Source organism: Saccharopolyspora sp. NPDC000359, assembly GCF_040300525.1.
In the GTDB taxonomy this organism is placed as follows: domain Bacteria; phylum Actinomycetota; class Actinomycetes; order Mycobacteriales; family Pseudonocardiaceae; genus Saccharopolyspora.
Genome location: NZ_JBEPDU010000083.1, coordinates 1 through 19,419, shown reverse-complemented (window position 1 = coordinate 19,419; position 19,419 = coordinate 1). Strand labels below are relative to the sequence as shown.

General features: G+C 73.3%; 13 protein-coding genes and 2 pseudogenes. 4 read left to right on the top strand and 11 right to left on the bottom strand.

What is annotated here, in order from left to right; translation table 11 throughout:
- The coding region (locus tag ABT324_RS32170; protein ID WP_351185247.1) for a TNT domain-containing protein at positions 1-1,122 on the top strand (1,122 nt) is incomplete at its 5' end.
- 279 nt (positions 1,123-1,401) lie between these two features.
- On the opposite strand, the gene ABT324_RS32165 is transcribed toward ABT324_RS32170, so the two are convergent.
- Positions 1,402-1,824, bottom strand: a complete 423-nt coding sequence (locus ABT324_RS32165; protein WP_351185244.1) for an STAS domain-containing protein — start codon at positions 1,822-1,824, stop codon at positions 1,402-1,404.
- A 274-nt stretch (positions 1,825-2,098) separates the two neighbouring features.
- On the opposite strand from ABT324_RS32165, the gene ABT324_RS32160 reads away from it, so the two are divergent.
- Positions 2,099-2,749 carry a GNAT family N-acetyltransferase gene (locus tag ABT324_RS32160; RefSeq protein ID WP_351185241.1) on the top strand — a complete coding sequence of 217 codons (651 nt, stop codon included), beginning with the start codon at positions 2,099-2,101 and terminating at the stop codon, positions 2,747-2,749.
- 13 nt (positions 2,750-2,762) lie between these two features.
- Here the strand turns inward: ABT324_RS32160 and ABT324_RS32155 are convergent, their stop codons facing one another.
- The 3 genes from ABT324_RS32155 to ABT324_RS32145 form a co-directional block, all read right to left on the bottom strand.
- The gene (locus ABT324_RS32155; RefSeq protein WP_351185238.1) at positions 2,763-3,431 is read right to left on the bottom strand and encodes a GOLPH3/VPS74 family protein; all 669 of its coding nucleotides are present in this window, start codon (positions 3,429-3,431) and stop codon (positions 2,763-2,765) included.
- A gap of 574 nt (positions 3,432-4,005) precedes the next feature.
- Complete coding sequence (locus tag ABT324_RS32150) at positions 4,006-4,596, bottom strand: pentapeptide repeat-containing protein (RefSeq protein ID WP_351185235.1); 591 nt, start codon at positions 4,594-4,596, stop codon at positions 4,006-4,008.
- 74 nt (positions 4,597-4,670) lie between these two features.
- Positions 4,671-5,132: a universal stress protein gene (locus ABT324_RS32145; RefSeq protein ID WP_351185232.1), complete on the bottom strand. Its 462-nt coding sequence runs from the start codon at positions 5,130-5,132 to the stop codon at positions 4,671-4,673.
- Positions 5,133-5,189: 57 nt separating this feature from the next.
- Between ABT324_RS32145 and ABT324_RS32140 the strand changes: the two genes are divergently transcribed.
- The gene (locus ABT324_RS32140; RefSeq protein WP_351185229.1) at positions 5,190-6,467 is read left to right on the top strand and encodes an ArgE/DapE family deacylase; all 1,278 of its coding nucleotides are present in this window, start codon (positions 5,190-5,192) and stop codon (positions 6,465-6,467) included.
- A 25-nt stretch (positions 6,468-6,492) separates the two neighbouring features.
- On the opposite strand, the pseudogene ABT324_RS32135 reads toward ABT324_RS32140, so the two are convergent.
- A pseudogene (locus ABT324_RS32135) lies at positions 6,493-7,608 on the bottom strand (epoxide hydrolase family protein); the annotation flags it as partial.
- Positions 7,609-7,668: 60 nt separating this feature from the next.
- Between ABT324_RS32135 and ABT324_RS32130 the strand changes: the two are divergent.
- Positions 7,669-8,608 (top strand): annotated as a pseudogene (locus ABT324_RS32130) (helix-turn-helix transcriptional regulator); the annotation flags it as partial.
- A 192-nt stretch (positions 8,609-8,800) separates the two neighbouring features.
- Here ABT324_RS32130 and ABT324_RS32125 read toward each other — a convergent pair.
- The 6 genes from ABT324_RS32125 to ABT324_RS32100 form a co-directional block, all read right to left on the bottom strand.
- On the bottom strand, positions 8,801-12,100 hold the full coding sequence (locus tag ABT324_RS32125) for an error-prone DNA polymerase (protein ID WP_351185226.1): 3,300 nt from the start codon (positions 12,098-12,100) through the stop codon (positions 8,801-8,803).
- 75 nt (positions 12,101-12,175) lie between these two features.
- Positions 12,176-13,828 (bottom strand): DNA polymerase Y family protein, encoded by a 1,653-nt coding sequence (locus ABT324_RS32120; protein WP_351185223.1) that lies wholly within the window; start codon positions 13,826-13,828, stop codon positions 12,176-12,178.
- Between the two features lie 2 nt (positions 13,829-13,830).
- The gene (gene imuA', locus ABT324_RS32115; protein ID WP_351185220.1) at positions 13,831-14,544 is read right to left on the bottom strand and encodes a DnaE2-dependent mutagenesis accessory factor ImuA'; all 714 of its coding nucleotides are present in this window, start codon (positions 14,542-14,544) and stop codon (positions 13,831-13,833) included.
- Positions 14,545-15,224: 680 nt separating this feature from the next.
- On the bottom strand, positions 15,225-16,790 hold the full coding sequence (purH, locus tag ABT324_RS32110; RefSeq protein ID WP_351185217.1) for a bifunctional phosphoribosylaminoimidazolecarboxamide formyltransferase/IMP cyclohydrolase: 1,566 nt from the start codon (positions 16,788-16,790) through the stop codon (positions 15,225-15,227).
- A complete protein-coding gene (purN, locus tag ABT324_RS32105) occupies positions 16,787-17,380 on the bottom strand; it encodes a phosphoribosylglycinamide formyltransferase (RefSeq protein ID WP_351185214.1) in 594 nt (197 codons plus the stop codon). Before purN ends, purH begins: the two co-directional genes overlap by 4 nt.
- Positions 17,381-17,623: 243 nt before the next feature.
- On the bottom strand, positions 17,624-19,162 hold the full coding sequence (locus tag ABT324_RS32100; protein ID WP_351185211.1) for a cell division protein PerM: 1,539 nt from the start codon (positions 19,160-19,162) through the stop codon (positions 17,624-17,626).
- Positions 19,163-19,419: the final 257 nt, after the last annotated feature.

Sequence of the window (19,419 nt, the reverse complement as noted above, 5' to 3'; positions counted from 1 at the left end):
CTCCCGCAGCGCACGCCGGAGGCGGACCTGCCCCAGCGGGCACCCGAGCCCGACCTCCCGCAGCGCACGCCGGAGGCGGACCTGCCCCAGCGGGCCCCGGAACCCGAGCTCCCGCAGCGGGCGGCGGTGGATTCCGGGCTGCCGCAGCGCACGCCCGAGACCGGGCTGCCGCAGCGCACGCCCGAGACCGACCTGCCGCAGCGGGCACCGGAAACCGACCTGCCGCAGCGGGCACCGGAGGCCGGGCTGCCGCAGCGCACGCCGGGTTCCGACCTGCCGCAGCGGCCCGCGCCCGAGCCGGAAGCGCCCCAGCGCACGCCGGAACCGGCCGGTGGCAACCCGCTGTTCACCGCGAACCAGGATCCGGCGGCCGCCCCGAGCGCGCCGCCGGAGCCGCCGATCCAGCACGACGCGCCCCAGCCGGGCGAGGAGGCGACCCGCCTCCAGCAGGCACCGCAGCTGGACCGACCTGCTCCGCCGACGGCACCGCCGTCGCCGCCGGTCGGCCAGCCCGTGCAGCAGCAGCCGCCGGTCGGCGGCCCCGGCGGTGTGCCGCCGCTGCCGAAGCGCCAGCCCCGCCGCGAGAGCGGTGCCCCGGCACCGCAGGGCGGTCCCGGCCCGGTGGGCGGTGCGGAACGCCGCCCGGGCCCTGGTGGCCCCGGCATGGCCGGTCCGCACCGGCAGGGCCCGCCGCCCGGGCCGCCGCGCCCGCCGCAGGGCGGCCAGCAGCAGCCCGGCCAGCAGCCTGGTGGTCAGCAGCCCGGTGGCCAGCAGATCCAGCCGCTCAACGGCGAGCCGCCGCTGACGCTGTACCGCGACCGGCGCGTGATCATGCTCCAGCCCGGTACCGAGCTGGACCGCTTCGGTGAGCCGAACGGCAACGTGGTCTACACGATGCGCACGCCGTACACGCACCGCTCGCTCCCGCCGCAGTGGTCGAACCGCTCGTACTTCGCCTACCGCGTCCAGCGCCCGCTCCAGGCGTTGCGCGGCACGGCGGTCCCGTGGTTCGAGCAGCCGGGCGGCGGCACCGCGTTCGTGCTCCCGGCGGCGATCAGCGACCTCCTGGCCGACGGCACCCTGGCGGAGATGCCCGCCACGGAACGCCCACCCATGGAGTGACAGAGCTCGTGATGCGAAGGGCACCCGCGACAGTCGCGGGTGCTCTTCGCTCGTTCTCGGGCCGCCGACGCTCCGGCGTCGCCTGGGTAAGTTCGGATTCGAAACGCTTGCTCCGCGATGATGTGCCGCACCTGATCGAGCGTCACGCATGCGGATCGAAGTCAGGTACCGGGATTCGGGGTCGGTGCCGTGGCAGGCACCGGGCGGGAGATCGCACGATGGTGCGGACCACTCCGGATCAGCGGTGCGGGTTCCCCCTGCGCACCAGCGAGGAGTGGATCACGAGCGGGGCGTTGGCACACCGGCCAGTTCGCCCGCGCGCAACGCGCGCTCAACAGCGGCGGGGCCACCGACCACGGTGAACTCCACGTCGCGGTGCGGGGCGTAGGCCCGGGCGGCGCTGATCAGCGCCACGCCCTCGACGCCGAGGAAGGTGACTCCGCTGAGGTCCAGCACGACGGACGACAGCTTGGTCAGCAGGCGCGGCCACAGGAGGGCGGCGACCCGCGGGGTCGTGGCGGTGTCGATGTCGCCGACCGCGGTCACGACGACCGCGCCCCGGCTCGGGTAGGTGAGGTGAAGTCGCAGCGCAGAGGCCAGTTCGAGGGTCTCCCGGTGGCGCGCGGGGCCTCGCGGCTCCGGCGTTCCGGTGTGGTTCCGAGACCCCGTGCGCGCCTGCACCGGCGGCATTCGGGTTGTCATGCAGAAGGTCCAATCCCAGCCGAGCGGCAATAACGGCTCGGCTTCCTAGAAGCTGTGGAAGGAGCGGCCCTGCGCCGTGTCGACGAGCGGCGGAGGCCCTGTCGGTTGCGGGAGCAACCGGCTCAACCAGCTGCCTCCACCGTACGCGCCGCTCCCGGAACGGGAAAGCGATCGTCGCCACCCCACCTGCCCCCTGACCGCGCTGCACCAGCTCAGACGGGGCGGATGAGCAGAATGAGCTGCCCAGCGGGCACGGCTGGGCCACCCTGGACCGGTGCTGACCGACCACTTCCCACCGGCCGGGCTCAGGCTCACGACGCCTCGCCTGGAGCTGCGCCTGCCCACGCCCGGAGAACTCGCCGAGCTGGCCTCGCTGGCCGCCGGAGGCGTGCACGACCCGGACGTCATGCCGTTCTCCGTGCCGTGGACCGACCACCCGCCGGAGCAAGTCGCGCGGAACGTGCTCCAGCACCACTGGCGGGTGCTGGGCAGCTGGACGCCGCAGGACTGGACGCTCGACCTCACCGCGTTCCACGGCGGAGTCGTCGTTGGTCAGCAGAGCATCAGCGCCCGGGACCTGGCCATCACCCGCCAGGTGCGCACCGGCTCGTGGCTCGGGCAGCGCTACCAGGGACGGGGCATCGGCACCGAGATGCGCGCCGCCGTGCTGCACCTCGCCTTCGCCTGCCTCGGCGCGGAGGAAGCCGTGTCCGCGGCGGTCGAGGGCAACGAGGCTTCCCTGGCCGTTTCCCGGAAACTCGGTTACCAGCTCGACGGTCAGCAGCGCGGAGCAGTGCGCGGACGCTTGACCGTCGAGCACCGGCTGCGGCTCACCCGCGAGGACTGGGAGCGGCACCGCACCGTCCCCGTCGAGGTCGAGGACCTCGAACCCTGCCTGCCCATGCTGGGGCTCAGCGGGGCGTGAGCAGCGGCGGCGCTCAGGAGGTAATGATGGTGGTGACGGTGACCGCGGCGGTGGAGGCGGCGATCGCCGCAGCGCTGCGGACCACCGCGGTGCTCACGGCTTCAGCGCCCCAGTTGCCCTGCTCGAACTCCTTCGCGCGCTGCTGGATCTCGTCCGACCACGGGAGCAGCGGTGGCCGCAGGTAGCGGAGGGCACCGCTCGCGGAGACCAGCGCGATCAGCGCGCCGGTGCGGGAGTCCGGGCTCGCGCCGTCCTCCAGCACGGCGCGCATCGTCCGCCGTAGCTCCGCTTCGTGACCGGTGTCCTCCGCGGGCAGCCTGGTCGTCCGGAACAGGCCCAGGAAACGCCGTTGCTCGGAGCGGATGAGGCCGCGCTCCAACAGCCGGTCGATCACCGGTTCCTTGAGGCCGCCGCCGATTTCGAGCAGGAGTTGCTGGATGTGCTGTGGCCGCTCGGTGATCTTGTCGTAGGCCGAGCGCAGCAGCGGATCCGACGGCGGATCGCCCTCGACCGCGTGGACGCTCGGATCATCTGCCGAACTGCCGTCGGTTTCGACGTTCCCGCGCAGCGCCAACTCCACGAGCACGGCGCCGCCGAGGCTGTGCTGGAGCGCGCCCGGTACCGCCGGATCCCCCGTCTCGTCGTCGAGCAGCAGCATCATCAGGTCCTCGACGAGGAGCATGTCCTCCACTGTTCTTCCCTTCCTGCTCGGTGCTAGCAGCCAGTCGTTCTTGCGGTTTCTGAGTGGTGTTGGGCAGGTGGTTGCCGCGCAGTGCGCTGGGCGGTTGAGCGAAGTTCACCGGGCACGCGCCCGTCTCGGGTCCGGGGGTCTGTCGGCAGGCGCCGATGCGTGTTGCTCGCGGGCGAGGTGGGATCACCGGCATGGGCGCAGGTTCGTGCGCGCCTCGGCAACGGCATGCCAGGCCCTTCTCGTCCCCGAGCTTCGAATCCCCGTCATGGGCGCACGTTTCCGCTGCCAAAACGATTCGAGGTCGAAGAGTCCGTGCAGTGGCCCCCGGCGGACACGGTGCTTTACGGGAGGACGCCGCTCCTCCTGCACGCGAGAGGACGATGCTGTGCAGGACCGGCACCGTGCCAACGCGGAACATCGTGCCGACCATACCTTTTCGAACCGCGTCCTTCCTGGACGTCTCGGCTGGGCAAGGCGGCATGCGTCGTCGGGGCACCTCGTGGCTGCTGCTCCGCAAGTTCCACGCGGGGCGTTTCATCCTGCCGGGCCGCGCGGGAGGGCGGCCTCAGTCGACGCGGAGGCCGTGGGCTGCGGCGAAGGCGAGAGCGAGCATCGTGTCGACCCGGGCTCCCTTGAGGTTCGCCTGGACCAGGGCGTCCGCGTCGATCCGGGCCTCCCGGAGGTCCGCTTCGGCCAGCCGGGCGCCGAGCAGGCGGGCGCCGGTCAGGTCCGCCTCGCGGAGGTCGCAGCGGCGCAGGTCGCAGTCGGTCAGATTGGCTTCGCGGAAGCGGGTTCCGCGCAGGTCCAGCCCACGCAGGTCGGCTCGGCCCATGCCCACCAGCGTCAGGTCCGTCTCGCGCAGCCGCAGGGAGCGCAGGCGGCAGTCCACGAAGCTGGACCCCAGCAGGCTGCAACCATCCAATGTGGACTTGCCGAGGACGGTGCGCTCGAACTTGCAGGACCGGAACGCGGTGGCGACGTGCCGCGAGGCGTTGAGGTCCGCGCCGGTGAAGACGCATTCGGTGAACACGCAGCTGCGGGTGCTCAGACCGGTCAGGTCGGCGTCGGTGAAGTCGCAGTGCTCGAAGGTGCGGCCCTCCCACTCCTGATCCGTCAGCACCGCGTCCTGGAAGTCCTCGCCCACCACGTTCGTCATCCGCTCAGCCTGTCACGCGCACCGGACCGGACGGCGCCGCACCCACCAGTGCGGGGCTGCCGGGACGCGGCGGATCACGGCACCACGACGACCGGGCGGACCGCCTCGACCACCAGCGTCGCGGGCACCGTGCCGAGCAGCCCACCGCGCCGCCGGGACCGGCCCACCACGATCAGGTCCGCCCGGTACTGCTCGGCGACCTGCTCCAGCCCCACCGCCGGGTCGCCCCGGTGGTGGACGAAGTCCCAGTCGATGTCCAGCCACTTCAGGTGTGACACGACCTCCTTCTTCAACTCCTCCACCAGGCTCTCGGCCGCCTCGCTGGCGACCGCGACGCCCATCGGCGACCAGTAGGCGACGCCGCCCACCGCCTCGACGTAGACGAGGACCAGGCGGGCGCGCTCGCGCCGCGCCAGGCCAGCGGCCCACGCCGCGGCGTGGAAGCTCGCCGGGCTGCCGTCCATGCCCACGACGATGCCGCCCAGACCGTCCTTGCCGATCTCGAATCCCCGCTCGGTGTTGTCGCCTTCGGCCACGCGGAGATGGTAGTGGGCGCGGGCCGGGCCGTTGGACGCATGCGACACACTCGACACGTGAACAGCCGCCAGACCCCCTCCGACCTCGAACGTCGTGTCCTCGACGCGCTGGATGCCGACGGCATCCTGGACGACCTGCGTGAACTCGTCGCGATCCCCAGCGTGGGCGGCACCAGCGGGGAGCACGACGCCCAGCAGTGGTGCGCCGACCGGCTGGCCGCGCTCGGGCACCGGGTGGACCACTGGCGCATCGACGTCCGCGAACTGGCCGAGCAGGAGGGCTTCCCCGGCCAGGAGGCCGAGCGCGACACCGCCTACGGCTGCGTGGGCGTGCGGGGCCACGGCCCGGAGCCCGCGCTGGTGTTCTGCGGGCACACCGACGTCGTGCCGCCCGGCGACCTCGACCGCTGGCCAGGCCGCGACCCGTACGCCCTGCGCGTCCAGGACGGCATCGCCGCTGGTCGGGGCACCTGCGACATGAAGGGTGGGCTGGCCGCGATCTTCGGCGCGTTGCACGCCCTGCGCACCGCCGGGGTCGAGCTCGCCCGGCCGGTGGCCGTGCACACCGTCGTCGGTGAGGAGGACGGCGGGCTCGGCGCGTTCGCCACGCTGCGGCGCGGGCACCGCGGCGAGGCGTGCGTGCTGGCCGAGCCGAGCTCGGGCACGATCGTGGCCGCCAATGGCGGATCGCTCACGTTCCGGATCGAGGTCGCAGGTCAGAGCACCCACGGATCCACCCGTTACCGCGGCGTGAACGCGCTGGACAAGCTCGCCGGGCTGCTGCCCGCGCTGCGCGAGCTGGAGGCCCGCCGCAACGCCGACCCCGATCCGCTGGTCAAGCACCTGGAGGTGCCGTACCCGCTGTCCATCGGCATGGCGCGGGTCGGCGACTGGGCCAGCACGGTGCCGGACCTGGCCGTCGCTGAGGGGCGCTACGGCGTCCGGATCGGGGAGTCGATCGAGGACGCCAAGGCCGAGTTCACCGCCGCCATCGCCGAGGCCTGCGCCGCGGACCCCTGGCTGGCGGAGCACCCGGTCCAGGTCAGCTGGCCCGGCGGGATCTTCGCCAGCGGGCGACTGCCCGAGGGGCACCCGCTGCTGCCCGAGACCCAGGACGCCGTCGTCGCGGCGGGCGCGCCCAGACCAGTGGCGCTGGGCGCGCCTTACGGCACCGACCTGCGGCTCTACTCGGGTGCCGGAATCCCGACCCTGCAGTACGGCCCCGGCGACATCCAGTACGCGCACGCCCACGACGAGCACGTCTCGATCAGCGAACTGGAGCAGGCCGCCCGCACCTACGCCCTGCTGGCGATCCGCCGCTGCGGCGTGGCCTGACGCCCGGGCGACGGCTAGCGCAGGGCCGAAACAAGTCCCGGATGTCGCGCACCAGCAAGTCCGGGGCTTGGAGCGAGGCGAAGTGGCCGCCCGCGGCGAAGTTGGTCCAGCGGGTGATCTCGAGGAACCGCTCCGCCAAACCGCGGACGGCACCGTCACCGGCGAAGTTCGCCACGCCGACCGGAACCGGCGGCCGCTCCGGGCACCGCCCCACGCACCGGCGGACTCCAGGTAGAGGCGCGCCGCTGATCCGGCTGTTCCGGTCAGCCAGAAGATCGTGACGTCGGTGAGAATCGCATCCCGGTCGATCGGGGCCTGCGCGGTGTGCTCGGGATCCCAGTCCACGAACCACTCCAGGTTCCACGCCAGCTGACCGGCCGGGGAGTCGTTGAGCGCGTAAGCCAGCGTCTGCGGCCGGGTGGACATCTGGACCGCGTACCCGGAGTGCGCGTACCAGAGCTCCTGGTTGCGCACGGCTCGCTCGCGCTCCTCCGCCGACAACCGCTCCAGCTCGCTGGCCACCGAGGCGTTCACCAGGGCGTTCACGTGCACGCCGAGGACGTTCTCCGGCGCGCCCCGGCCGATCTCCGGCGACACGATGCTGCCGAAGTCACCGCCCTGCGCCCCGTACCAGTCATACCCCAGGCGGCGCATCAGCTCCGCCCAGGCGCGCGCGATCCGGTGCACGCCCCAGCCCGTCCGCGTGGTCGGCCCAGAGAAGGCGAACCCTGGCAGTGACGGAACGACCACGTGGAACGCGTCTCCCGGGCCCCGCCGTGCGCGCGCGGGTCGGTCAACGGCCCGAGCAGCGCCACGAAGTCGTGGACCGTGCTCGGCCAGCCGTGCGTGATGATCAGCGGCGTCGCGTCCGGCTCCGGCGAGCGGACGTGCAGGAAGTGCACTCGCTGGTCGTCGATGACCGTCGTGTGCTGCGGAACGAGTTGAGGCGGGCCTCGTGCGCACGCCAGTCGTACCCCGCGCGCCAGTACTCGACCAGCTCGGCCAAGTAGTCCTGGCGCACGCCGTGCGACCAGCCGGCGCCGGGGGCCTCGCCCGGCCAGCGGGTGCGGGCCAGGCGCTCCCGCAAGTCGTCCAGGGCTTCCTGCGGGACATCGATCCGGTACGGGTCAAGTGCGTTCATGCGCGCAGGCTCGCGCCCGAGTAGGACAGATCCGGTCCTGCTCGGCTGCCAGGGGGACGAATGCTCGCAACACCCGCCCGGCTGCTCCGGCTGCTGTCGCTGCTGCAGATGGGCCGCGACGGTCGGGCACGGAACTGGCCGAACGCCTGGAGGTCACCACCCGGACCGTGCGGCGCGACGTCGAGCGGCTGCGCGACCTCGGCTACCCCGTGCAACCACGATCGGACCGAACGGCGGGTACCGGCTCGGCCCCGGTGCCGCGCTGCCCCCGCTCCTGCTCGACGACGATGAGGCGGTCGCCGTCGCGGTCGGCCTGCACACCGCGGCAGCCGGTCACGTCACCGAGGCCGAGGAAGCCTCGCTGCGGGCCCTGAGCAAGCTCGAACAGGTCCTGCCGTCCAGGCTGCGCCACCGGGTCACCACGTTGACGAACGCGGTCGTGACCATGCCGCCCGGCAGGGGGCCGGGTGTGCAGGCGACGGCGCTCACCGCGATCTCGACCACCATCCGGGCCGCGGAAGCGCTGCGGTTCGACTACCTCGACCACCACGGCACCGCAACGCGGCGCAACGTCGAACCACACCGCCTCGTCTGTTGGGGGCGGAAGTGGTACCTGGTCGGCTGGGACGTCGAGCGAACCGCCTGGCGCACCTTCCGGGTGGACCGGATGACGCTGCGCGCCCCCAACGGCCCGCGCTTCACGCACCGGGAACCGCCGGACGGCGACGTCGCAACCTACCTGCGCAGGACCATGGGTTTCGAGATGTGGCCGCAGCGCTCGCAGCTGCTCCTGCACGCACCCGCAGCGGACGTCGACGGCCGGGTCGAGGGCATCGTGACACCGGTGGACGAGACCACCTGCCGGGTGGAACTCGCCTCGGACTCCTACGACCTCGTCGCGCTCGTGGTGGGCATGCTCGATGTCGACTTCGAAGTGGAATCACCTCCGGAACTAGCTGAACACCTGCGGAAACCGGGCAACAGGTTCACCAGCGCGAGCACGCAGGACCACGGCGAGCGCGCCGGAGCGAACGAGCCCCGGGTGGGCCCGGACGCGGCGCCGGTGGGGTTCGCCGCACCCGGGCCCCGGCGCACCTGGACCGCCCGCACGATGGCCGGAAGCAACACCCTGGGAGGGAGTGGTGTTCATCCGCTGCCGGTCGGGCCGGTCGACGCCGAATCGGGTTGGCCGCTAATGGAAGTCGCGAGAGGTCGAGGGGATGCGCACCTCCAACTTCTGCAGCCGGTCAGCTCTGAGATTGATCACCCCCTCCGCTCGCTCGACGATTCCGCGCACCAGCAGTGCCGCGCTGGAGCGCCCGACCTTGCGGTACTTCGCCCACAGGCCCGGCGAGCACATGACGTTGACCATGCCCGTCTCGTCCTCCAGGTTCAGGAACGTGACCCCGCCCGCGGTGGCCGGTCGCTGCCGGTGCGTCACCGCACCACCGACCAGCACCCTGGTCCCGTGCTCCACTTCGGACAGCCGGTCCGCGGGCAACGCGCCGATCGAGTCCAACTTGGACCGCACGAACTGGAGCGGGAAGCTGTCCGGGGACATCCCGGTGGCCCAGACATCCGCCGCAGCCACGTCCACGCCGTCCATCCCCGGCAGGGCCGGAGCCGCCGCCGAGGCCGTGGTCCCCGGCAGCCGGTTCGAACGATCACCGGCTGCGGCAGCGGCGTTCCACAGCGCCTCGCGCCGGGACAGCCCGAAGCAGCCGAACGCCCCGGCCGTCGCCAACGCCTCCATCTGCGCCGCGGTCAACTCCGTGCGCCGAGCCACGTCGGCCATGCCGGTGTACGGGCCGTTCGCCGCCCGTTCGGCGACCAGCCGCTCGGCGCCGTCGCCCAACCCGCGCACCGAAGCCAACCCGAGCCGCACCGCCTGCCGCCCCTCGCTGGCGGCATCCGGCTCCAGGTCGGCCTTCACCCGACTCGCGTTGACGTCCGGTCCGTGCACCCGCACCCCGTGCCGCCGGGCGTCCGCGACCAGCGACTGCGGCGAGTAGAATCCCATCGGTTGCGCCTTGAGCAGGGCTGCGCAGAACGCCGCCGGGTAGTAGTGCTTGAACCACGCGCTGGCGAACACCAGCAGCGCGAAGCTCAACGCGTGGCTTTCCGGGAAGCCGTAGTTGGCGAAGGCCAGCATCCGCTGGTAGACCTGCTCGGCCAGCTCGCCGGAGATGCCGTTGGCCGCCATCCCCTCGAACATCCGCCCCTTGAGCCGGGCCATCCGCTCCTCGGAGCGCTTGGCCCCCATCGCCCGCCGCAGCTGGTCGGCCTCCGCCGGGGAGAACCCCGCCACGTCCACCGCCAGCTGCATCAGCTGCTCCTGGAACAGCGGGACCCCGTAGGTCTTCGCCAACGCCCCGGACATCAACTCGTGCTCGAAGTCCCACTCCTCCTCCCCGTTGCGGCGCCGGATGTAGGGGTGCACCGAGCCGCCCTGGATCGGCCCCGGCCGAATCAGCGCGACCTCGACGACCAGGTCGTAGAACTCCCGAGGCTTCAGCCGCGGCAGCGTGGCCAGCTGCGCCCGGCTCTCCACCTGGAACACCCCGATCGCGTCGGCCCGGCGCAACATCTCGTAGACCGCGTCGTCGGCGAGGTCCAGCTCACCGAGGTCGACCTCCCTGCCGTGGTGCTCGCGGACCATCTCGATGGCGTAGCGCAGCGCCGAGAGCATGCCCAGCCCCAGCAGGTCGAACTTGACCAGGCCGGCCTCCGCGCAGTCGTCCTTGTCCCACTGCAGGACGGTGCGGCCGGGCATCCGCGCCCACTCCACCGGGCAGACCTCGCTGACCGGCTGGTGGCAGATCACCATCCCGCCGGAGTGGATGCCCAGGTGCCGCGGGAACCCCATCAGCTCCCCGGCCAGCTCCCGCACCGGGCCGGGGATCTCGGAGTCCTCCGGCAGCGGGCCCCAGTTCTCGATCTCCTTGCTCCAGGCGTCCTGCTGCCCGGGCGAGTAGCCGAGGGCGCGGGCGACATCGCGCACCGCGGAGCGCGGCCGGTAGCTGATCACGTTCGCCACCTGGGCGGCGTGCATCCGGCCGTACTTGCGGTAGACGTACTGGATCACCTCCTCGCGGCGGTCCGACTCGATGTCCAGGTCGATGTCCGGCGGGCCGTCCCGCTCCGGGGCCAGGAACCGCTCGAAGAGCAGCTGGTAGCGGACCGGGTCGGCGTTGGTGATCCGCAGCGCGAAGCACACCGCCGAGTTCGCCGCCGACCCCCTGCCCTGGCACAGGATCTGGTGGTTGCGGCAGAACTCCACGATGTCCTGCACGATCAGGAAGTAGCCGGGAAAGTCCAGCTCCTCGATCACCGCCAGCTCGTGCTCGATCTGCCGGTAGGCGTCGGGGGCCTGCTGCGGCAGGCCGTACCGCTGCAGCGCGCCCTGGTAGGTCAGCTCGCGCAACCAGCTCACCTCCGTCCGCCCCTGCGGCACCGGGAACGGCGGCAGCTGCGGCGCCACCAGGTCCAGGTCGAAGGCGCACTCCCCACCGAGCTCGGCGGCTCGCCGCACGGCTCCCGGGTAGCGCGCGAACAACTCCGCCATCTCGGCACCGGAACGCAGGTAGTTGCCCGCCCAGGCGGGCAGCCAGCCATCCACCTCGTCCAGGCTGCGGCGGGCCCGGATCGCCGCGACCACCCCGGCCAACCTGGCCTGCTGCGGCCGGGCCAGGTGCGCCCCGGTGCTGGCCACCGCGGACACCCCGGCGCGGGCCGCCAGCTCGGCCAGCGCATCGTTGCGCTCGGAGTCCTCCGGCAGGCCGTGGTCGGTCAGCTCCACCGCGACGTGGTCCACGCCGAACAGCGCGACCAGCCTGTCCAGCTCCGCCGCGGCGGCGTCGAACCCGCCCGCCGCGAGCGCGGCTGGCACCGCCCCCTTCCGGCAGCCGGTGAGCACCTGCCACCGCCCCGCAGCCGCGGCGGCGAGCTCCTCCAGCTCGTAGACCGGGCGCCCCTTCTCCGCCCCGGCCAGCTGCGCCTCGCTGATCGCCCGGCACAGGCTCGCGTAACCACCGGGGTCCCGGGCCAGCACCAGCAGGTGCTGACCTTCCGGGTCGGCCACCCCGTTCTGCGGCGCGGTGAGCCCCAGGCTCAGCTCCGCGCCGAAGACCGTGCGCACCCCGTGCTCGGCGGCGGCCTCCGCGAAGCGCACCGCCCCGTACAGCCCGTCGTGGTCGGTGAGCGCGATCGCCTCCAGACCCAGCCGCGCCGCCTCCGCCACCAGCTCCGCCGGATCGCTCGCCCCGTCGAGGAAGCTGAAGTTGGAGTGCGCGTGCAGCTCCGCGTACGGCACCGACGGCTCGGGCGCGGCGCCGAACCGGCGCTCGGCACCCCGCCGAGTCCACTTCGGACCGCCGCTCCCACCGCCGGGGCGCCGCTCGTCGCGGTCCCCTCGCCCATCGGCGGAAGGGACCCGGCCGGACAGCGCGGTCTCCAGTTCCGACCAGCTCTGGGGAGGGTTGAACCAACTCATGACAACCAGTGAACTCCAGTTCGAAACGACCATGCCACCGAAAAACCGACAAACAACTCGAACGAGTGTTCGTGCCTACCGGTAGGCCCCCTGCACCCACCAACGCCCCTGCTCGTGCACCAGCAGCAGGGCCACCTCGCCGGGGTCGAGGTCGCCCTCCCCGGGGTCCGCTTCCAGCACCACCTGGATCCGCACCGACGACCGCGGCGGCACCTGCGACGCCGGAGCCGTCTGCCCAGCGGAGACGGCCAGCAGCTCCACCCACCAGCGCTCGGCCACCGGCCACGGCCCGGCCCAGCGCGACACCGCGCGGGACCGGCCGCCCGCCACCTCGACACGGTGCGGCGCGGCGGTGAGCCGGTCCCGGTCGGTGACCCCCACCGGCCGCCCCTCGGCATCGAGGACCTCCGCCAGCCACGGCGAATCCGGGACCACCGAGGGCGACGGGGACGGGATCCGCCCCGGCCACGGGCGATCCGGCGCCAGCACCGGGCGCCGCTCGTCGCCCCACGGCACGAACCGCACCCGGTCGCGCAGGTCCCGACCACCGTCGAGGACCCCGGTCAGCACCGCCTCCGGCCCGAGCATGCCCTGCACCCGGGCGAACGCGCGGCCAGCGCGGGCATCCGCCTCGCCGGTCGCCGCGCTGAGCAGGTCGAGCTGCAGCCCACCCGCCCCGACGAGCTCCTCCGGGCGGAGGCCCAGCACGCTCACCCCGGCCGTCGGGCGCGGCGATCCGCTGCGCCCGTTCAACCAACCGTCGAGCTGCCACCGCACCCGGTCGGCGGTGGCCGCCGGGGTCAGCGGCTCCGCGCACCGCCACACCCGGTCGAGCTCCTCGCCGTGCTCGGTGCGCGCCGAGATCCCCAGGCGGGTGCACGCCAGGCCGAGCTCGGCGAGCCGGGCGTGCAGCAGGTCCGCCAGCGCCTTGGCCGCGAACGCGGCCCGGTCCACCCGGTCCACCGGCGGGTCCAGCTGCTCGGACACCACCAGGTCCGGTGGGGGTTGGCGGCGGAGCACCGGCCGCTCCTCCTGCCCGGCGGCCGCGCGGTGCACCGCCAGCGCGGACCGGCCGAACCTCGTCGCGACGTCCGCCGGGTCCAGCGCGGCGAACTGGCCCAGCGTGCGGATCCCCAAGCGGCGCAACAGGTCCACCAGCTCGGCCCGGTCCGCCGCCTGCCGCCCGCTGGGCTGGTCGACTAGCTGGTCGATCTCGTCGACGGCCAGCGGCGCCAGGAACTCCGGGCTCAACCCGGGCGCGACCAGCTGACCGCGCCGAGCCGCCAGCACCGCCGCGAACAACCCGTCCGCGATGCCCACCTGGCACTCCACCCCGACCTGCGCGTCGACCTTGTCGACGACCCGCTCGGCGGCGCCCTCCTCGGACCCGAAGTAGCGCGCCGGGCCCCGCGCCGGAACGGCCACCAGCCCCGGGCGGACGACCTCCACGCCCGGCATCATGTCCTCGACCGCGGCCACGACCGGCTCGAACAACCGCGCGTCCCGGTCCGGGTCGTGCTCGCAGACCACCAGGTCCGGGCAGCGGCTCTGCGACTCGCGGCGGCGCATGCCGCGCCGCACCCCGCTGTCGCGGGCCGACGCCGAGCAGGCCACCACCCGGTTGGCCGCGAACACCGCGGTGGGCACCAGCGGACCGAGTTCGGCCGCGCGAGCCGCGGCGACCACCGGCCAGTCCGGGCACCACACGACGAGTCGACGAGTCGACATCGCTAGCACCCCACCGAGCGCAGCCGGGGGCGCGCGATCTCCGCGGGTTCGTCCGCGGGAACCCCGACAGCGCCGTCGCGCGCCGGGAGCAGGAGTCGGCACGAACGCGGGCGGGACGCCGCACCGCGTCCGCCGGCATGCACCGTGACAGCGCGTTCCCGCAGGTAGCCATGGCCCTGCCCGAGTCCGCGCCAGCTGGCACCAGCGCAGCGCAGCTGTACCTCGGCGCCCGGCCACGGGCCGAACGGCAGCAGCACCGAACCCCGGTTGCGCGCCCGCGCGGACAGCCGCCGAGCATCCGGGTCGGCGATCCGCCGAGTGCCCCCGACGACGACCAGGTCCACGCCGTCGAGCAGCGCGGCGACCACCCCGGCCGGGTCGCTGCCCGGCCGCGGGACCACCGCGAGCCTGGCCAGCTCCACACCGGCCTCCGCCGCGGCCACCAGGCTGATCCCGGACAACCCCACCACCGCGGCCCACGAGCCGTTGGCGGTCGCCTCGGCGAGCAGCGCGAAGAGCAGCGAGACAGATCCGTGCACCGCCACCGTGCTGCCACGGCGCAAACCTGGCCATGGCAGCACGGCGGCGAGTTCCGCCCGCGTGGGCAGCACCCGGCCCGCTCCGGGAACGCCACCCGCTTCGACCACCGGCACACCCGTGGACACCCCGTACGCCACGGACGCGCCCGGAGCCGTCGAAGACGTCATCGCGGACATCGCTGCCTCCCCACATCGCGCACGTGGATGCCCGACCCCGGAGCGGGCACCCACCAAGCCGCTGTGGGGAAGACAGCGGTGGAACCAGCACTGCGCCTGCACCCGAACGCAGCGCCGGAACCAGCGGACCAGTCGACCCCGACACCGACTGCTCCAACTCGAACCTCAGTTCGAACAAGACAAGTAAACCCCGCCCAGCGCCCCCTCGTCAAGGCCCGTCGCCAGATTGGGTGAACATTTGTTCGATCGCCCGAAATTCGGCTGAGCCAGCGGAAAACAGCCGCTACAACTGGATCAGCGACCGCGCTCCCAGACCCTGCCCGAACCGCCTCTGCGACGGCTCGGGCAGGGCCCGCCGGACCACCGGGGCACCGAGGCCTCGACGCCCCGGTGGTCCGCCCCGGCGGAACTGCGCGGCGACCGACCACCCCACCCCACCGCCGAGGAGACCTCCCATGCGCGCGAACCAACTCCCCAGCACCGCGACCGAACGCCTCCCACACGCCACACCCGCCGCTCCCGGGGCACCGCGCGCTGAGCGGCTGGCGCGGACTCGGCGCCTCGGTCGATCAAGACCAGGGGTGCGCAACGACCAGGCGCGCGGGCTCGACCGTTCCGCCCGGGAAAAGCAAGCGGTGCGGACGGCCGAGGCCGCCCGCACCGCTCGGAGTGCTCTTGGGTCAGTGCGCGAAGTGGCGCGTCCCGGTGAAGTAGAGCGGCACACCGGCCGCCTCCGCCGCCGCGATGGTCTCGGCGTCCCGGACCGAACCGCCGGGCTGCACGATGGCGCGCACCCCGGCGTCCAGCAGCACCTGCGGGCCGTCGGCGAACGGGAAGAACGCGTCGGACGCGGCCACCGAGCCCTTGGCCCGGTCACCGGCCCGGGAGACCGCCAGCCGCGCCGAGTCGACCCGGTTCACCTGGCCCATGCCCACGCCCACCGTGGCCCCGTCGTTGGCCAGCAGGATCGCGTTGGACTTCACCGCGCGGCAGGCGCGCCAGGCGAACTCCAGGTCCGCCAGGGTCGCGTCGTCCGCCGGGGAGCCCGCGGCCAGCGTCCAGTTGGCCGGGTCGTCGCCCTCGGCGTCGATGGCGTCGGAGCCCTGGACCAGCATGCCGCCGGAGATGGCCCGCATCTCGACCCGGCCGCTCCGGGGCGGCTGCGCGGTCAGGATCCGGATGTTCTTCTTGCGGCTCAGCACGTCCACCGCACCGTCGGCGTAGCCGGGGGCCACGATGACCTCGGTGAAGATCTCGGCGACCTGCTCGGCCATCGCCACCGTGACCTCGCGGTTCGTCGCGATGACGCCGCCGTAGGCGCTGACCGGGTCGCACTCGTGCGCCTTGCGGTGCGCCGCCGCGAGGTCCTCGGCCACCGCGATGCCGCACGGGTTGGCGTGCTTGATGATCGCCACGCACGGCTGGCTGTGGTCGTGCGCCGCGCGCCAGGCCGCGTCGGCGTCGACGTAGTTGTTGTAGGACATCTCCTTGCCGTGCAGCTGCGCAGCGGCCGCGAGGCCGGTCGCCTCACCGCCGGAGACGTACAGCGCGGCGGGCTGGTGCGGGTTCTCGCCGTAGCGCAGCGCGGAGCGGCGCTCCCAGGTCTCGCCGATCCAGCCGGGGAACACCGAGTCGTCCCCGGTCGGCACCTTGCTCATCCAGGACGCCACCGCGACGTCGTAGGAGGCGGTGTGCCGGAACGCGGCGGCCGCCAGCTCGACCCGGTCAGCCAGCGTGAAGCCGCCCTCCCGGACCTCCTCCAGCACCCACTCGTAGCGGTTCGGGTCGACGACGACCGCGACGTTCGCGTGGTTCTTGGCGGAGGCGCGCACCATCGCCGGGCCCCCGATGTCGATCTGCTCGATCACCTCGTCCGGAGCGGCGCCCGAGGCCACCGTCTGCACGAACGGGTACAGGTTCACCACCAGCAGGTCGAACGGCGCGATGTCCAGCTCGCGCAGCTGGTCGACGTGCGCCGGGCGGCGCAGGTCGGCGAGCAGGCCCGCGTGCACCCGCGGGTGCAGCGTCTTGACCCGGCCGTCGAGCGCCTCCGGGAAGCCGGTGAGCTCCTCGACCGGGGTCACCGGCACGCCCGCGTCCGCGATGGTGCGGGCGGTGCCGCCGGTGGACACGATCTCCACGCCAGCGGCGTGCAGGCCGGTCGCCAGCTCCAGCAGCCCCGACTTGTCCGACACGCCGATCAGCGCGCGGCGAACTGCGCGCCGCTCCTGCGAGTTCGCGGTCACGGGATACTCACCTTCCGTCCCTGCACGGTCCAACCGTGCAACGCCAGCTGTTCCAGGGTGTCGACGAGCAACCGCCGCTCAACGGCCTTGATCCGCTCGTGCAAGCTCGACTCGTCGTCGTCGGGCCGCACCTCGACCGCCTCCTGCGCGAGGATCGGTCCGGTGTCCACGCCCGCATCGACCACGAACAACGTGCACCCGGTGACCCGCACCCCGTACTCCAGCGCATCGCGCACGCCGTGCATGCCGGGGAACGAGGGCAGCAGGGCCGGGTGGCTGTTGAGGTACCGGCCGTCGAAGCGCGACAGGAAGTCCGCACCGACGAGCTTCATGAACCCGGCGGAGACCACCAGGTCCGGCTCGTGCTCGGCGCAGGCCTCGGTCAGCGCGCGGTCCCAGTCGGCCCGGCTCGGGTGGTCCTTGACCCGGCGGACGAAGGTCGGCACCCCCGCCCGCTCGGCCCGGGCGAGCCCTTCGATGCCGTCGCGGTCCGCACCGACCGCGACCACCCGCACCGGGTGGTCGGGCGAGCTGGTCGCGTCGAGCAGGGCCTGCAGCAGGGTGCCGGAGCCGGACACCAGCACGACCACGCGCGCCGGATCGGCGGTGGTGAACCGGGTGGGCGACGCGGTGGCGTCCGACTGGTCGGTCGTACTCGGGTTCAGCGTTCGCTCCTGACATGCCTGGGCACGATCTCTCCCTGAGCGTAAGCGCTGATCGCAGGGCGGACGCGGCCAGGGCCCGGGCGAGTGGCGCAGCCCTCACCTCGGGCGGAGCCCGCGCCGGACCAGCTGCCCGATGCGTCCGGATCCCCGGCGGGGCGCGGGTGGGTGCTAGTCGCGCCAGACCTCGCTGCCGTTGCTGGTCCCGGTCGTGCGCCAGGGTTCGCCGGGGGTCCAGGACTCGACGTCACCGTCGAACTCGCTGGGGTCGATCTCGGACCACGCGGTCCTGGTCGGGGTGAGGGGTTCGCGTGCGTGCGGGATCGCCGGTTCGGGGTCCGCGGGTTCGAGCGCGTCCTCCGTCGGCGCAGCCTCCTCCGAGGTGGGCTGCTCTGCGGGGTCGGCTTCGGCCGGGGAGCCGTCGGGCTCGGCAGTGTCCCCGCTCGCTTCGGCGCCCTCCGGGGTGGCGGCCGCATCCGGCTCGTCCTGGGCCGTGGCACCGGTGCTCTCGGCGGTGTCGGGTGTGGTCGCGGGTTCTTCGAAGACGAGTGGACCGGCCAGCCAGGTCACGGCGGCTGCCGGGACGGCGATCCAGCACATCGTCGCCGCGGCCAGCGCGAGCGGCCGCAACGTGATCGGGCTGAACGCGCCACCACCGAGGTCACCACCGGCCAGGTGCGCGAGGACCAGCGTGCCCACCGCCGCGACGCAGGCCGCCACGCCGATCACCAGCAGCCTGCGGGTCGCGCTGCCCGGGACCCGGCGGCAGGCGAGGCCGACCAGCACACCGACGGCGAGGGGCAGCACCAGCGCCAGGACCGACCAGCTCGCCCCCGCCTGCGACGGCAGGACCGCGAGCAGCGGCAGGTCGGGCACCGGTCCGGGGCCCGGCGCGATGTGCAGGGGCTGGGCCGTCATCTCGCCCAGCGACAGGCCGGTACCGGCGGCGAAGGCCCACCCCGCGAGCACCCCGTTCGGCAGGTACAGGAGCGACAGGAGGGAGGTGCCGATCGCGTCACCGGCACCGTCGTACCGCGACATCGAGGCGACCATCTCCGGTGCCGACGCGCAGATCCCCACCAGCAGCACCACGCCGCCACCGGCGACCACCGCGGCGAGCGCGAGCAGGCCGATGCGCAGCCCCGACCACACCTCGGCCCCGACCCGCTCCCAGACCAGGTAGATCAGGCCGCAGCGGTTCGCCACGCCCGCCGTCGCGGCGGCGGTGGCGGTCAGGCCGCAGCTCAGGAAGGCGTCGACCGGGACAGCGCGGAACGGTCCGGCCAGCACGAGGGCGGCGGCCGCGCCCGCGAAGGCGTGCGCCAGCCCCATCGTCGCGATGACCGGCCAGGCCTGGTCCGGTCGGCGCAACCTGGAGCGCCGTGCCACCCAGGCCGAGGCGGCCGCGGTCACCAGCACCACGGCTGCGGTCGGGAGCAGCGGCAGCACGCTCATCGGTGCGCCCGTGATCGTCAGCGCGGTCTGGTGCAGTGCCAGCCACCCCGGGAGCGCGGCCAGCAGCACCACGACGGGGTTGAACTCGGCGCTGGTGGCGGTGGCCGTCACCAGGGCGATCAACCCGGCCGACAGCAGGTAGCCGAGGAGCAGGACGGTGCAGGTCGCGCCGATGAGCAGCCACCAGCGGAGGCCGAGCCGGCGCTCGTGGGGGCCGTCGGCGATGGCGTGGGGGATCGACTCGAGCACGGACACGCAGCCGAATGTCGCACCGCAATTCCGCCGAACGGGTCACAACACGCCGCCGCCTCCACCCATCGGGCGACAACGAGCGTCCACTGTGGATGACTGTGTGGGTTCCGATCCGGCCTTCGGGTCGAACCGGCGCGCCGCATGAGGAGAAGAAGCGCGGGCGGCCGAGGCCGCCCGCGCGCAAAAGGAGATAGGGATAAGAAAACCCGCGGGGTTGGCCCCGGGTGGGTGATATTGAGGGTGTTATAGGAAGAGCGTCG

What these genes read in the sequence shown, in the direction of transcription:
- ABT324_RS32155 (WP_351185238.1), bottom strand. Translation starts at nt 3,431, where the DNA reads ATGCTCCTCGTCGAGGACCTGATGATGCTGCTGCTCGACGACGAGACG.
- ABT324_RS32125 (WP_351185226.1), bottom strand. Translation starts at nt 12,100, where the DNA reads ATGAGTTGGTTCAACCCTCCCCAGAGCTGGTCGGAACTGGAGACCGCG.
- ABT324_RS32165 (WP_351185244.1), bottom strand. Translation starts at nt 1,824, where the DNA reads ATGACAACCCGAATGCCGCCGGTGCAGGCGCGCACGGGGTCTCGGAAC.
- imuA' (WP_351185220.1), bottom strand. Translation starts at nt 14,544, where the DNA reads ATGTCCGCGATGACGTCTTCGACGGCTCCGGGCGCGTCCGTGGCGTAC.
- ABT324_RS32120 (WP_351185223.1), bottom strand. Translation starts at nt 13,828, where the DNA reads ATGTCGACTCGTCGACTCGTCGTGTGGTGCCCGGACTGGCCGGTGGTC.
- ABT324_RS32150 (WP_351185235.1), bottom strand. Translation starts at nt 4,596, where the DNA reads ATGACGAACGTGGTGGGCGAGGACTTCCAGGACGCGGTGCTGACGGAT.